This window comes from Achromobacter sp. ACRQX (assembly GCF_022346505.1).
GTDB classification, from domain to species: domain Bacteria; phylum Pseudomonadota; class Gammaproteobacteria; order Burkholderiales; family Burkholderiaceae_B; genus Achromobacter; species Achromobacter animicus.
On record NZ_JAKRML010000010.1, the window covers coordinates 1 to 13850 of the forward strand.

Consider the following 13850-nt stretch of genomic DNA (forward strand, 5'->3'; position numbering starts at 1 on the left):
GGGCGGACTTCGGAGGGGGTCGTCATGGCAAAGGCCTCATGGACAGGGGGGGTGAAAAAAGCAAGTGGAGGACGCGGACTCAGTGGTCCGCGTCAAGCAGCGCCTGGGCGGCGCGTTCGGCGCTGTCGGTGATGGACGCATCGCCCGTGACCATGGCCACGGCAATCGCACCGTCGATCAGCACGAGCAATTGGCGCGCGCGCTCATCGGCGTGCGGCAGGCCCGCGGCCTGCACCAGCGACAGCACGTGGGCAAGCAGACGTTCCTTGTGGCGCCGGGCAACCGCGCGGATCGGGCTGTCCGCGTCGCCGATTTCGCCGGCGGCGTTGATGAACGCGCAGCCGCGAAAGCCGTCCGACGCGAACCATTCGCGCAGCGCATCGAAGATGGACAGAAGGCGCGCACGCGGCGAGGGCGCGCGGGTCGTGGCGTCGATGAACCACTGCATCCAACGCTCGTCGCGGGCCGTCAGTGCAGCGGCAACCAGGACTTCCTTCGTGCCGTAGTGGTTGTAGATGGTCTTGCGGGATACGCCAGAGGTCTTGACGATGAGGTCCATGCCGGTGGCATTGATACCGCCGCCATAGATCAGATGTTCGGTGGCGCGCAGCAGCTTTTCATGCACGTTGGAAGCGGGGGTGAGGGCGGTGTCGGACATATCGAGAATGATCGTTCTATCTGCGATGGGCAGATGGTAGAACGATCATTCTCCAAAGTCAATCACTCGCAGTTTTGGGTCGTTGCCAGCACCGCGCGGCATCGGATGGATGCCGCGAGCAAACGGCATCTGGTACTCCTGCTTGCTATTTCTGTCAACTTTGGGCTAAAATCTTTTATCTATCGGCAAAAAAACAATAAAACTGCCGATACCTCTTCCCGGCGCCGCCTGCTTTCTGAATGCTCCCCCGCACCCGCGGCATTCATGGCCCGCCAGAATCTGTGCATGGTGCTCGGCGGGGGAAGCCATGTGCCTGTCCAGGAGCATGCTTATGACTCATCAATTGACTGCCAAGAAGGGAAGCTTCGAGATCCCCCCGCTGAATTGGAAAGCGCCCGAATCCAACAAGCAGTCCGACCGTCACGACGCGCCTTCCCGTAGCGCCGAGACCTCCAAGCAGGCCGACGTTTCACGCGTCAAGTCGTAATCCGGCAAGCGGGCAATCCGCTCTGCAGGTAGCAGTAGTCAGGTAATCCGCTGAGCGCATCGCCCATCGGCCCAGAAGCTAGACGGCCCAGCCGCCGTCAAGCTTCTGGGCCGTCTAGCTTCTGGGCCACCAAACTTCCGGGCCGCCAGAAACGATGTCATCCCAGGGTGCGTTGCTGGACCTGATTGCGCCCGTTCAATTTCGCCAGATACAAGAGTTCGTCAGCGGCACGGAAAAGGCCGCTGACGGATTCCGCATGGCTCCAGGAAATGCATGCCACGCCGAAGCTGGCCGTCAGGCCAAACGTGGCGGCGCTTTCCGACGTGACGGTGCTCGCGCCGATGCTTGCACGCATCCGTTCCGCCATCTCCACCGCCTGCTGCGCGCCGCGCGTGCGGCACAGCACGGCAAATTCCTCTCCGCCCACGCGCGCGACCACATCTGACTGACGCCAGACTGTGCGGCATAGATTGGCCACGGCCTTGAGCGCCAGGTCGCCGCTCGCATGGCCGTACGTGTCATTGATGGTCTTGAAGTGGTCGATATCGAACAGGATGAAGGCCAGCATCGGCTGGCTTTCGTCCCAATGGGCGCACGCCGCCTCAAACCGCTTCTCGAAGGCGCGCCGGTTCAACAATCCCGTCAGGTAGTCCGTTTCGGCGGTATGCGCCAAGTCCGCAATCAGCCGGTCGCGCTCCGTCTCCAGGCGCTTGCGCGCCGCGGCGTTTTCCTTCAACACGCGCAGCGCATTGAAGACCTCCTCGACTTCGCCATGGTATTTGCCCGGTGGAATCTTGGCCGGCGTCGACCCGCTGGCGATTGATCCGATGATGCGCGTGGCCAGTGCAAAAGGCTGGATCACGCGCTTGCGGAATTGCACCAGCGCCACGGCCAGCGCCGCCACGAGCAGGGCTGTCGCCGCCAGGGTCACGGCAAGCAATCGGGCCGCTGACATGCGGTGCGCGTCGATGTGACGTTCCATCTCGTCCAGCAGCACGTCGCCGAATTCGGTGATGGCGCCCATCATCGGCACATACGCCGCGGCCAGATCGCCAGTCGAGACAGAGGCTTCGTCCCACTGCCGCGATGCCTGCTCGCGAACATCGTCAAGGTAGGCCAGGCCTTCGCCAAAGTAGCGCGCTTCCATCCGCGCATACACCTCGGTCGCCCGCACATCCGGATGTGTCGCCATCCGAGCCCTGATCAGCGCGTGCAACTCGTCGATCCTGCCGAGCACGCGTTCGATACGGAACTGTTCCTCGTCGGTCAACTGCCGGCGCTGGCTTAAAGCGGGCGTGTAGGTGGAACCGAGCAGGCCGGCCTGTTCGCGCAGCTCGCTGGCCAGCAGTGCCAGCGTCAACAGGCTGGGCGCATTGGCTTCGCTGCGCATGACCAGCCCCGCGTTGGCGGCCAGGCTCGCCTGCCATTGCGGAATGATGCGCACCATGGCGCTGACCGCGTCCCACAGCATCTGGCCGGATCGCTGATCGCGCGGGGCGGCGATCAGTCGGTCAACGTCCTGGCGCGCTTCGGCTAGTGACAGGCGTATGCGTCGGATCTCGCCGCGCTTGGCATTGCCGTCGGCGCCGGCGTGCAGCGCCAGCAGCGCCTCGATCAAGCTGTCCGTGCGTGTCCGAGCCGCGGCCAGCGATGCCATGACCTCCGGCGGCACGGGCAGGGCGGATCCCAGCGCGGCGTTCATGGGGCCTCGTTCGGCGGAGGCTCGCTCCATGACGCGGATCGTCGCGCGCACCGAGGCAAATGCCTGCCGCGCCTGCGACGCCGCGCCGTACGACTGCCAGTTCTGGTACAGCAGGATGCCGGCAAGCACCGACACCAGCAACAGCACGCCTACAGCCAGCGCGATGAAATGACGTTCCAGGGATTTTGGCGCGACGGCGGGGCGCAACATCTCGGCGTGCAGGTCCAGGCAAAGTCGAAGCTGCGCAGAATACTGTAATTGCCCTAGCTGATATTGGGGTTTTGGCAGATTCCGCCGGATTTCAATTTATACGGGCAAGAATATTTCGCTGGAATGCAGTTAATTGCGGTTTTCTGCGAAACCTTGCGGCGGCCGGTCTTCGTGTCATATCTGCCCAGGCCTCTTGCTGGAACGCGCACTTGGATCCTGATTCCGAGCCGCTGCGGCTTGGCGCCGCCACGGCGAATTCACCTGCCGGGCTTCACGCCTCGTGCATGACGACGCGATTGCGCCCCTGCTGCTTGGCCACATACAACGCCGCGTCGGCCGCCCGGAACGTCTCATCCACGTCCGGCCCCGTCGACGGCCACTGGGCCACGCCCGCCGATACCGTCACGCGGTTGGCGCCGTGCAATGGCCGTTCTGCAATATGCGCCCGCAGCCGCTCGGCCACATTCACCGCCTCCCGCGCCGCCACGCCGGGCAACAGGATCAGGAACTCCTCACCGCCATTGCGGCACAGCACGTCCGACGGCCGCGAACATTCACGCATGATCTGCGCCATATCGCGAATCACCTCGTCGCCGACGTTGTGGCCGTAGGTATCGTTGATGCGTTTGAAGTGATCGATATCCAGCGCCACCACCGAAAACGGCGTGCTGCCGGCCTGCATCTGGTCCACCGCGTCCTGCGTGCCGCGTCGGTTGCGCAGCCCGGTCAGCGGATCCGTGATGCTCGCCAGGTTCAGTTTGCCGATCTTGTCCTGCAGGCTCGTGAAGCTGGCCATCACGGCGCGCTTGAGCCGTTCGGCCTCGAAGTACCAGGCCTTCACGGACTGCACGCGCTGCATCGCCACGGATACGTCCTGATGCTCCACGTTCGTGGCCAGTTGCGACAGCGGCAGCGAAATCATGCGGGCGCACCACCAGATGGCCAGCAGGAAAGCCACCGCCAGCGGTGCGGCATAGCCCAGCAACGCCCAGATCAGGTCGTGGATCGGTTCCAACGTGACCTGGGCGGGGCGCTGCGCCACCACGCCCCAACCGCTGATGGGCACCGGTGCGTACCCGGCCAGCATGTCCACCCCCTTGGTATTGATGACGCGCATCGCGCCGGTATTGCCCTTGATCACCGAGGCGACCACCGGATTCGTCAGGACTATTTCGCCGACGCGCGCGGGATCGGTGTGATAGAGAAGCTGTCCATCGCCATCCACCACATACAGATACGACCCGTCGTGGTAATGATGCTTGCCCAACAGCTCGTTCAACGCGCTTTCATTACGCAGGTAGATCGTGCCCCCGACGTACCCCATGTAGACGCCGTCGTTCGAAAAGATCGGGTGCGTGACATTGATCAGCAGATTGCCCGCGATGGACACGTACGGCTTGCTGATCATGGGCTGGCGTTTGCTCAAGGCGGCGCGGCTGCCGGGGCTGTCGACCTGCACGCCCAGAAAGTTGCGGAAAGACGCCGTGGTGGCCAGGATGGTGCCGTCCGCGCCCACCACGCCCACCGAGTTGAAGCTGTCCGTCTGTTGCTGCACGCGCATCACTTCGGCAGCCAGGCGATCCGGGGACGCCATCAGATCGGGCATGTGCCGGGCGCTGTATCCCAACTGCTGCTGCGCCGATCGCAGAAAACTGGCCGCGCCTTCGGCCAGCTTCGTCGCGTAGACGCGGTTCGATTCGAGCGTGTTCTCGATCAATTGCTCCCGCTGCACGCGATAGCTTGCATACAGGGCATTGGCCGTGGCGGCGATGGCGCTGAAGACGGTAAGCGCAAGCACAAGCCCGCGGAGATTGATTTGCATGGGATCGGAACGGGCAGGGGACGAGCCAGGCGTCCGGGCGCTTACCGTTGATTCGAAGGATATCGGTCGGGACGAGGGCCGGAGCGCAGTGATTGTAAAGTCACTGCCTGCATTACGGCAGGTTGCGCGGATCCTGTAGGTCTGGGGCAGGCGGGTCGTCCAGCAGGCGCGCCGCGGGCGATTGCGCCGCCGCCCCGGCCCGGAAGTACCCCATCACCGTCGCCACGCTGGCGTGGCCGGTCATCGCCATGGTGTCGCCCAGCGGCACGTTGCGCCGGCCGGCTTCCGTCACAAAGCCCGAGCGCAGGCTGTGCGCCGAATACGCGCCGTCCAGCCCCGCCAGCCGGCTGCGTTCCAGGACGATGTCGCGCACGGCCGCGGCCGCCAGCGGCTCGGCCACGACATCGCCACGCCGGACCCGCCTGAAGATCGGCCCTTGCTGGACGCCGCTGGCTGCCAGCCAGTCGGCCAGCGCTTCAGCAGCCTTGCCCAGGATCGGCTTCTGGTCCTGCGCCCGGACGGCGCCCGTCTGGTTTGTTTTGGAATGCGCCATCGTAAAAAGATAGCCATCGCCCGTGCGGCGGGTGTTTTCCATCGTGGCGCGCACCACCTCCGAGCGGCGGCGGCCGCCGCTCGCCCAGGCGAACAGCAGCAGCGCACGGTCCCGCTTGCCGCGCAACGAGTCGTCGCAGGTCTCCAGCATGGCTTCAAGCGGTTCGCGCGTCAGCGCCTCTTTGCGGGCGGGCGCCACGCCGCGGCGGGCATAGGCCCGGCGGGTCTTGGACACCAGCTCTCGCACAGCGGCGCCGCGACAGGGGTTCGGGTGCCCCAGCAACTCATGCGCCTTGGACAGCACGGACAAGCGCTGCAGCAGCGTGTTCAGGCTCGGCGCGCCAAGCTTGCCTTTCGCCTTCAGCCGCACCAGTTCCCGGTCCAGAGCCAGCGGCAGCTCCCACTCCAGGCCGGTATCGGAAGACCGTTGCGCGTGGTCCACCACGAATTGAATGACCGCGGCCTCGGACACGGGCAAGGCGAAGGCCTTGCCATACCGCAACCCGAACCACGCCGACCAGTATCGGATCGCCGCGCGGTAGCTTGATGCCGTGTTGGCCGAACTGCCTTCGCGCAGCAGGTCGCGCACGGCGGCGTCGGCGTGGCTGTCGAGCGTGTCCGGATCCAGCGGCGCCAAGGCGGCTGTCAGCGCCGGGGCCATGCCAGGCAAATCATTCATGTTTCCGCGCCCACGGCAGTTGGCCGTCCCTTTGGTTTTGGTAATAAAACAGTCGAATAATCCCGTCATGTTAGCCGGTGAGCGTGGCGCTACCGGCGTCCGGCCGTTGCGCATGGCGCCGGGCGCGGTGCTACGATTTCCCGCACGCAAGTCAACTTCCGACGCTAGGGCAAACCGTAGCGGTAAGTGTCCCGGCGGCGTTCCCTCAAGGAGCAATCCATGGCCGCAACCGTCGCAGACTATCTTGTCAAAGTGCTTGCTGAAGTTGGCGTCCGCCGCATCTGGGGCGTGACAGGCGACAGTCTCAATGGACTGAACGACAGCCTTCGCAGGATGGGCCGGATCGAGTGGATGCACACCCGCCACGAAGAGACCGCGGCTTTCGCCGCCGGCGCAGAAGCTACCATCACCGGCACGCTGGCGGTATGCGCCGGCAGTTGCGGACCCGGCAATCTGCACCTGATCAATGGCCTGTTCGACTGCCAGCGCAGCCGCGTCCCCGTGCTGGCCATTGCCGCCCACATTCCGTCGTCCGAGATCGGGCTGGGATATTTCCAGGAAACCCATCCCCAGGACCTGTTCAAGGAATGCTCCGACTTCGTCGAGCTTGTCTCCAACCCGGCGCAACTTCCGGGAATACTGGCCCGCGCGATCAATACGGCGGTCGGCAGGCAAGGCGTGTCCGTCCTGGTGATACCTGGCGACGTGGCGCTCGCTGCAGCGCCTTCGGACGTGCCGGACTCGTGGCCGCAGCCTCCGGCGCCTCCTCACATCCGCCCGGACGCGACAGCGGTGAAGGAGCTGGCCCAGCTGCTGAACGGGGCAGGGAAGGTGTCGATCCTGGCCGGTAGCGGCTGCGCCGGCAGCCACGATGCGGTGGTCGCGCTGGCCCAGCGGCTCAAGGCTCCTGTCATCCATGCGTTGCGCGGCAAAGAGCACGTCGAATGGGACAACCCTTGCGACGTCGGCATGACCGGCTTCATCGGCTTTTCTTCCGGCTATCACGCAATGGAGAACGCCGACCTGCTGCTGATGCTGGGCACGGATTTTCCGTATCGCCCGTTCTATCCCAAACACGCAAAGATCGTGCAGGTCGATCGCGATCCCAGCGCCCTGGGCCGGCGCGCGCCGCTGACGATGGGTATTGCTGGCGACGTGGGCGAGACCATCGCCGCGTTGCTCGAGCAACTGGACGACCGCCAGGACAGCGCCTTCCTTGACGCCGCGCTTCGGCATTACCGGGACTCCCGTAAAGATCTCGACAACCTGGCCGCTCCCGCGCCCGCCGGCCGGCCGCTGCATCCCCAGTATCTGGCCCGGCGCATCAACGAATTGGCCGATGACGACGCCATCTTTGCAGCGGAAGTCGGTTCGCCCACCGTATGGGCGGCAAGATATCTCACCATGAACGGCAAGCGCCGCTTGCTGGGTTCCTTCAACCACGGCTCCATGGCCAACGCCATGCTCCAGGCGATCGGCGCGCAGGCGGCGGCGCCGGGCCGGCAGGTGATTTCCATGTCCGGCGATGGCGGGTTCACGATGATGATGGGAGATTTTCTGTCGTTGTCGCAGTTGCAGCTTCCCGTGAAGATCGTCGTCTTCAACAACGGCTCGTTGGGCTTCGTCTCCATGGAAATGAAAGCGGCCGGGTTCCTGGATACCGGCACCGACCTGCAGAACCCCAATTTCGCCGCCATGGCCGAAGCCGTCGGCGTACGCGGCATCCGAGTGGAATCGTCCGAATACCTGGATGCGGCGTTGCAGGAAGCGCTTGCCCATCCCGGCCCGGTGCTGGTCGATGTGTTGACCTCGTCGCAAGAGTTGATCGTCCCGCCCAAGATAAAGCTCGAACAGGCCAAAGGGTTTGGGCTGTACATGCTGAAGGCCATCATGAACGGCAGGGGTGACGAGGTAATCGAATTGGCGAGGACAAATCTGGGGCGGTGAGGTGAACCGAACGGGCGACATTCTGGCGGCGGGCGCGGTGCGTTAGCCGACTGGGTCTTTTGCGAAGTCGCGAGGGAAGGGGGCAGCAGCCTCGTGTCCGCGCCTGTCTTGTGATTTGCTCAGCGACTAACCGAGTTCCACCGAATATTTGCGGCAGAAGCGTCTCGAAGAGCGCGGACGTCCTGCTGACTTGCGCGCTAGCGGCATGTGCGCATATCTTTCGCTTTGAATGTACGAAATCATATGTTCGATGTAAGATATACAACATCAACGGCATATAACTCGCGATAAGGTTCCATTATCGTGACTAATTCCCCCGCCCAACTCGACAAAACATCATCATGGCCACTGGAATCACCGAATCGGATGTCTGGACCGCGGCAGACGCGCTGTTGCTCGAAGGCGCCCGGCCCACGATCGAGCGGGTACGGCAGAAGATCGGCCGGGGCTCTCCCAATACGGTCAGTCCGCATCTCGAAACCTGGTTTCGCGCCCTTGGCGCACGCATCCAGGATCCCGGCGCTTTCGCTGCACCGCCTGCCGTGCCGGATCCGATTGCACAAGCGGCGACGCATTTTTGGGAAGCGGCGCTGGCGGCGGCCAGGGCAGAACAGGCCCAGGCCTATCAGGAGCGCTGGGAAGAGCTGGCACGGGAAGGGGAACGGTTTGCGGCGCAAGCCGAGCAGCTGGAACAGCGCGAAGCGCAACTGCTTGAGCGCGAGCACGACCTGCAGGAAACGTTGAAAGTCGCCACGGCCCAACTGGCAACCACCGAAGCCCGCCTGCAAGCGGCCGAAGCGCAATTGCGCCAGCGAGACAAGGCGCTGGCCGCCTCGCAGGACAGTCTGGAGGACGCCCGCGGCGCCAACAAGGCGCTGCTGGCTGACGCCGAACAGGATCGCGACCGCCACGCACAGGCCATTGCAGCGTTGGAAGCGCGCCACGCCGCCCACGAGCGGCGATGGCTCAACGAGCTGGATGCGGAGCGAGGAAGCGTAAAGCGCCTGCAAACCCGCCTGGATGCATCGCTGTCCGCCGCCCAGCAACAGGCAGATCAACTGCGGGAAGCGCTCGCTGCGTCCCAAGCGCAACTTCGCGCGTCGGAACAACAGGCGGCCGCCTTGCAGGCGCAGGGGTTGGCCGACCAGCGCCTGCAACAAACCGAAGCCGTCGCCGCGGCCAATGCGCTACAGGCCAGTCAAGCGCGCGAATCCGAACTGGCGCAGCGCCTGGCTACGGCATCCGCGCAGGTGAATGATCTGTTGGCGCAATTGAAGTCGCGAGACGCCCAGTTCGGTGATTTGGCGAGCCGCTTGCTGGCAATCCAGGAAACGCCGAGGCCGGCGCAGCCTTCGCAGCAAGCGGATCCGGTAGTGGCGGCGCGTGCTGAAGGACCGTGACTTACGGGTGGTGAATGCGCGCCCGATTTCGTATTTTTCGATGCGAGCAGCGTGCCGGGAAAGATCCGAAAAAGATGCCCCGAAAGCCGAATCTTCCGGGGCGCTGCCTTCTCAATCTTCAGGAAAAACCTTGCTCATCCGCGTACCGGAGCAGTTCGGCGTTGGTCTCGATGTTCAGCTTGCGCATCGCCGACTGTTTTTGCGTGCCGATGGTTGCCACTGAACGATGAAGGCGCCGCGCGATCTCGGTAACGGATAGGCCCTGCGCAAACATCCGTACCACCTCAAGCTCTTTCGGCGACAACCCCTTTCCCTTGCCGGCACGTCCCATGGTCACGTCGTTCTGGCTGAGCCGCTGGCTGATGCTGTGCGACAGGATCGGCCCGCTTTCGCTCAGCGCGCGCACACAGATGGACACCAGCTCATCGATCGGCTCTTCCTTGCTGACGATTCCCGCCACGCCCACCTGGCGAAGCTGGTTCAGGATGCCGCTGTTGGACAACATCGTGAAGACCACGATGGGAATTTCCGGGAACAGGCGCTGCAACCGCTCAATCAGCCGCAAGCCGTCTTCGTCCGCGGACCGGGCGGCCATTGAAAAGTCGGTGACGATGAGATGGCAGGGATGGTCCTGCACGGCAGTGACGAGTTCGAGGCCTGATCGAGCAGTGGCCACCACCGTAAACCCGGGCACATCGTTCAGGGAATCCGCGAGCGCGAGGGAGATGATGGGATGGTCGTCGGCGACGATGATCCGAACATCCTGATCGGACGAAAGCTTCATCATGGTCCCGCCATCGCGTTGATGTTCGACTGCGCCTGGTAATCCCGGGTGTCCGGATTGCGACACGGCTCGGGGAAGCCGGTCCGTGGCTGGCCCCGCCAGGCTGAGAGCGCCAGGAATTTCGGTACGTCCGTCGGTGACCATTTTATGTTCAAACTCCACTGAAAAGGCGAGGAGAAACGGTTGGGCTGCAGGCAGAAAACGCGCGAAGCAGGCGGCCAGGGCTGCTGAGAAAGCCGCTGAATCTACCGCCCGATACCCATTCAATACATAGACAAGCTTCGAAAGCCAGTCGGCATCGGCGCAATATCGGATTGTTCGGCGTCCGAATTTGAAGGCTAGACCTGGGCCAGCGTATCGCGCAGCAGCTCGACCACCGCATGGCTTTCAGCCAGGGCAGCCGCATTCAGCCCGGCGCTGCGCAACTGCTCCTCCAATGCTTCCAGGCGTTCCGTGATTGCGGTCATTTGCATGACGCTCAATGCGCCGCGCATCCGGTGCAGCGTGCGGCTCAACAAGCGTTGGTCGTTCGTTTCGAGGGCCCGGACCATCTGTGCGATATCGGCTTCCATCGTATCGACGAACAATGCGCGGTACTTTTCCGGCACGGCCGGCGCGGGCTCGGCTTGGCGCGTTGCGCGCGGCGGGGCCGCGGCGTCCGCAGTGTCAGCTGATGGCGCGCGGCTTCCCTGAAGATGCCGTCGCAATGTGGAAAGGCTGATGGGCTTGACCAGCCAGGAGGTCATGCCCGCCGCCAGACAGCGCTCTTCTTCTTCGCGCATAGCGTTGGCGGTGACGCCAATGACGGGAACGGTGGCGCCCTGGGCCCGCAATGCCTTCACGAGTTCATAGCCATTCATGCGCGGCATGTTCACGTCGGTCAGGACCACGTCGTAACGCGTAAGCCCCCACAACATCAGCGCTTCCGCGCCGTCGGACGCCAGGGTGACCTCGCAGCCGAGTTGTTCGAGTTGATGCTGCAGCGTCGCCTGATTGATCGGATTGTCCTCGGCGACGAGGATCGACAGGCCAAGCGGGGCTAAAGCGCTGATGTCGGATTCGGGGTCCACGGTATGTTCTCCGCGAACCGCGGCCAGGATGCCGGCGGCAATGTGTTCGATGCTGGCAATGACCCGGACGGTGCGCGCGGTGGGTGGCTTGGCGCTTGCGCTGGCCAGCACGTGGTGGCCGGCCCAGTCGTGCAGGTTGCCGCTGCCCGGATTCAGGACATCTACAAGGATGTCGTCTGGCGTGCCGGCGGGCAGGGGAGCGGGCGCGGGAACTGCCTTGGCGCCCCAGCGTTTAAGCCACTGGCTGATGTTTTCGGACAGTTCGTGATGCGGGCTTCGAACGTATACGGTCAGGCCGCTCAAGTCGGGCGGGCTGAATGGCTGGCCGGCTGCCACTTGTAGCGGCAAATCCAATGAAAAGCTGCTGCCCAGCCCGAGTTCGCTGGTGACATTGATGCTGGTGCCCATCAGTCCGGCCAGGCGCGCGCAGATGGATAATCCGATGCCGGCCCCGCGCACGGTATGCGAGCCGCTGTCGATCTGATAGAACGGCACAAAAAGCTGCGCCTGTCCTTCCTTGGGGATGCCGATCCCCGTGTCGACCACCTGCAGCCTTAGATGCGTGCGGTCAGCCAGCACTTGCGCCACTGTCAGCCGGACGATCACATGCCCGGAGTCGCTGAACTTGATGGCGTTGCTGAGCAGGTTGCTGAGGATCTGGTGGATACGCACGGGGTCGCCCGTCATCCATTCGGGCACGGCGACGTCCACGCAGCAAAAGAGCAGCAGCCCCTTCTGTTCGGCCATCGCCGCGTAGGCGTTGGTGCATTCTTCGACCAGTTCGCGGGGGTTGAACTCCGAAAACTCCAGCGCGAGTTGCCCGGCTTCGATCTTGGTGATGTCCAGAACGTCGCTGATGAGCTGCAGCAGGATCGCCGACGAGCTTTGCATGCGCTCAAGGTGCTGGCGCTGTTCGGCGTCCAGGGTGGTAAGGCTCATGAGTTGCAGCGTGCCCAGCACCCCGTAGAGAGGAGTTCGGATCTCGTGGCTCATCGTGGCCAGGAAGGTCGACTTTGCTTCGTTGGCCCTGTCTGCCTCGCGCTTGGCCTCCGTCAGGGCCTGCTCAACGACTGCGCGGGCGCTGATGTCCGAGAAGGCGCACAACACCACGTCCTGGTGGTTGTAGCGGGTAGGTGCATAGGCCACGTACAACGGACGTCCATCCGTGGCCTGAAAACTGGCGATCGTGCCCGGACCGGCTGCGCCGAGCACCTGCCTCAGGAACAGGTTGGTCTGCGGCGAGTTGTCCAGTTCCCGGCCGGCCTCCGCGCCCAGCCATTGAAGCGCCAGGCTGTTGCCGAATACGACTTCGCCACCGGGCCGCGCCAATACGCATAGCGCCACGGGAGCGGTTTCGATCAATGTCCGGCTGAATTCTTCCTTTTCGACGATGTCGCGTTGCGCATTCGAGGCCGGGGCGATGACGTGGCGGCTGTACCATCGCGAAGACATGATGCCGGTCCCAAGGCTGAGCAGAATCAGCAGACCCGCGATGGCGGGCAGCCAAAGGTTGTCCTGGAAGAAGGCGCCATAACTGACGCGATAAGTGCCAGTCCATACTCCTGACGGGTCCGTGATGCGCAGCACGATCCCTTCCGCCGTGTATTCCAGGCCATCCTTGGTTCCTGTCGGTCCGGGCGGTTCTCCGAGCAGCAGCCCCTCGCTGCGGTGCGTCAGCCAGAACCCGCCATGCAGCGGCTTGCGCAGGGTCTTTTCGAAGATGTTGATCCGCTGATGATTGAATTGCGTGGCCGCGTAGACGGCAGACGTTCCATCCCGTGCCGTGGACCAGACAGATTGCGGCATGTCGGCGTACAGCAGGCCCAGCATGCTGCCGGAAAGCGCTTCCAACCTGAACCAATGGACGCGTCCGGATCTGGGAGGGTCGCGATGCCCGGGAAGGTCTTGATCGATAAGGCGTTGGCGCACCGTCTGCAGGCGGCGCAACTCCGTTCTGATGGCGTCGGTGACTGTCAGGAAAGCGGCGGGACTCAGGCGCTCATACCCCGACACGGCGCCGACGGCGGGCACGCTCATGCTGATGCTGTCCGACTGGTTGACCAGGAAGATCGTGGAGGCGGGATAGTAGGACGCCGCCCAGTAGCTTGAATAGAAGTCCGCTACGAACTCGCCCAGATTCGCAAGGCGGCGACCTGCGGTGGGGCAGTCAGAGGCCTGCTCGCACGCCAGCGAGAAAGCCATTTCCGCGTAGGAATGTTGACCTTCAAAGAGCTGCATGCCGAAACGCTCTGGCACGTCGGTCGCCTGCAGGGTGATCTCTGTCGAGAGGTTTTCGGCGGGCAGCGAGGGGCTGTGGGCGCGGAGCTTTCCCAGGAATTGCTCCTGGGCCTGGATGTAGCCGACCAGAATGGAGAAGTCGAGCTTCAGACGATCGCTCTCTTGCTCGACGATGCGGTTCAGTCCCCAATAAAGCGCGCCAACCAGGACGAGGGCAAAGGGCAGGATGCCGAAGAGGGCGAAATTCAGCCAGCGAGAGGTACGGGTGATCCGGGCAAACGGGGTATCGGGCTTTCGCATG

The 13850-nt window shown here is 63.7% G+C and carries 9 protein-coding genes; 3 read left to right on the forward strand and 6 right to left on the reverse strand.

Annotated elements, in window-relative coordinates; genetic code table 11:
* Positions 1 to 79: 79 nt before the first annotated feature.
* Positions 80 to 658, reverse strand: a complete 579-nt coding sequence (locus MHZ91_RS11255) for a TetR/AcrR family transcriptional regulator (protein WP_239213619.1) — start codon at positions 656 to 658, stop codon at positions 80 to 82.
* 331 nt (positions 659 to 989) lie between these two features.
* Here MHZ91_RS11255 and MHZ91_RS11260 point away from each other — a divergent pair, with 331 nt between their 5' ends.
* Entirely contained in the window at positions 990 to 1145 is a 156-nt protein-coding gene (locus tag MHZ91_RS11260) for a hypothetical protein (RefSeq protein WP_175121543.1), read from the forward strand.
* Positions 1146 to 1302: 157 nt separating this feature from the next.
* On the opposite strand, the gene MHZ91_RS11265 is transcribed toward MHZ91_RS11260, so the two are convergent.
* The 3 genes from MHZ91_RS11265 to MHZ91_RS11275 all read right to left on the reverse strand — a co-directional run bounded on the left by MHZ91_RS11265 (position 1303) and on the right by MHZ91_RS11275 (position 6110).
* A complete protein-coding gene (locus MHZ91_RS11265) occupies positions 1303 to 3057 on the reverse strand; it encodes a diguanylate cyclase (protein ID WP_239213620.1) in 1755 nt (584 codons plus the stop codon).
* 271 nt (positions 3058 to 3328) lie between these two features.
* Positions 3329 to 4879 carry a sensor domain-containing diguanylate cyclase gene (locus MHZ91_RS11270; protein ID WP_175121541.1) on the reverse strand — a complete coding sequence of 517 codons (1551 nt, stop codon included), beginning with the start codon at positions 4877 to 4879 and terminating at the stop codon, positions 3329 to 3331.
* Positions 4880 to 4991: 112 nt separating this feature from the next.
* Positions 4992 to 6110, reverse strand: a complete 1119-nt coding sequence (locus MHZ91_RS11275; protein ID WP_370647800.1) for a site-specific integrase — start codon at positions 6108 to 6110, stop codon at positions 4992 to 4994.
* Between the two features lie 219 nt (positions 6111 to 6329).
* Between MHZ91_RS11275 and poxB the strand changes: the two genes are divergently transcribed.
* Together poxB and MHZ91_RS11285 are read left to right on the forward strand one after the other, a co-directional pair.
* Positions 6330 to 8057, forward strand: coding sequence for a ubiquinone-dependent pyruvate dehydrogenase (gene poxB / locus MHZ91_RS11280; RefSeq protein ID WP_239213621.1), 1728 nt, complete (start codon positions 6330 to 6332; stop codon positions 8055 to 8057).
* Positions 8058 to 8398: 341 nt separating this feature from the next.
* Positions 8399 to 9457 carry a DNA-binding protein gene (locus tag MHZ91_RS11285; RefSeq protein WP_255809425.1) on the forward strand — a complete coding sequence of 353 codons (1059 nt, stop codon included), beginning with the start codon at positions 8399 to 8401 and terminating at the stop codon, positions 9455 to 9457.
* Positions 9458 to 9575: 118 nt separating this feature from the next.
* On the opposite strand, the gene MHZ91_RS11290 is transcribed toward MHZ91_RS11285, so the two are convergent.
* Together MHZ91_RS11290 and MHZ91_RS11295 are read right to left on the reverse strand one after the other, a co-directional pair.
* Complete coding sequence (locus MHZ91_RS11290; protein WP_175121538.1) at positions 9576 to 10244, reverse strand: response regulator transcription factor; 669 nt, start codon at positions 10242 to 10244, stop codon at positions 9576 to 9578.
* A gap of 335 nt (positions 10245 to 10579) precedes the next feature.
* Positions 10580 to 13849 (reverse strand): hybrid sensor histidine kinase/response regulator, encoded by a 3270-nt coding sequence (locus MHZ91_RS11295; protein ID WP_239213623.1) that lies wholly within the window; start codon positions 13847 to 13849, stop codon positions 10580 to 10582.
* Position 13850: the final 1 nt, after the last annotated feature.

Coding starts and splice junctions, on each gene's coding strand:
- MHZ91_RS11260 (WP_175121543.1), top strand. CDS start 990: ATGACTCATCAATTGACTGCCAAGAAGGGAAGCTTCGAGATCCCCCCG.
- poxB (WP_239213621.1), top strand. CDS start 6,330: ATGGCCGCAACCGTCGCAGACTATCTTGTCAAAGTGCTTGCTGAAGTT.
- MHZ91_RS11295 (WP_239213623.1), bottom strand. CDS start 13,849: ATGCGAAAGCCCGATACCCCGTTTGCCCGGATCACCCGTACCTCTCGC.
- MHZ91_RS11255 (WP_239213619.1), bottom strand. CDS start 658: ATGTCCGACACCGCCCTCACCCCCGCTTCCAACGTGCATGAAAAGCTG.
- MHZ91_RS11290 (WP_175121538.1), bottom strand. CDS start 10,244: ATGATGAAGCTTTCGTCCGATCAGGATGTTCGGATCATCGTCGCCGAC.
- MHZ91_RS11285 (WP_255809425.1), top strand. CDS start 8,399: ATGGCCACTGGAATCACCGAATCGGATGTCTGGACCGCGGCAGACGCG.
- MHZ91_RS11265 (WP_239213620.1), bottom strand. CDS start 3,057: ATGTTGCGCCCCGCCGTCGCGCCAAAATCCCTGGAACGTCATTTCATC.
- MHZ91_RS11270 (WP_175121541.1), bottom strand. CDS start 4,879: ATGCAAATCAATCTCCGCGGGCTTGTGCTTGCGCTTACCGTCTTCAGC.
- MHZ91_RS11275 (WP_370647800.1), bottom strand. CDS start 6,110: ATGAATGATTTGCCTGGCATGGCCCCGGCGCTGACAGCCGCCTTGGCG.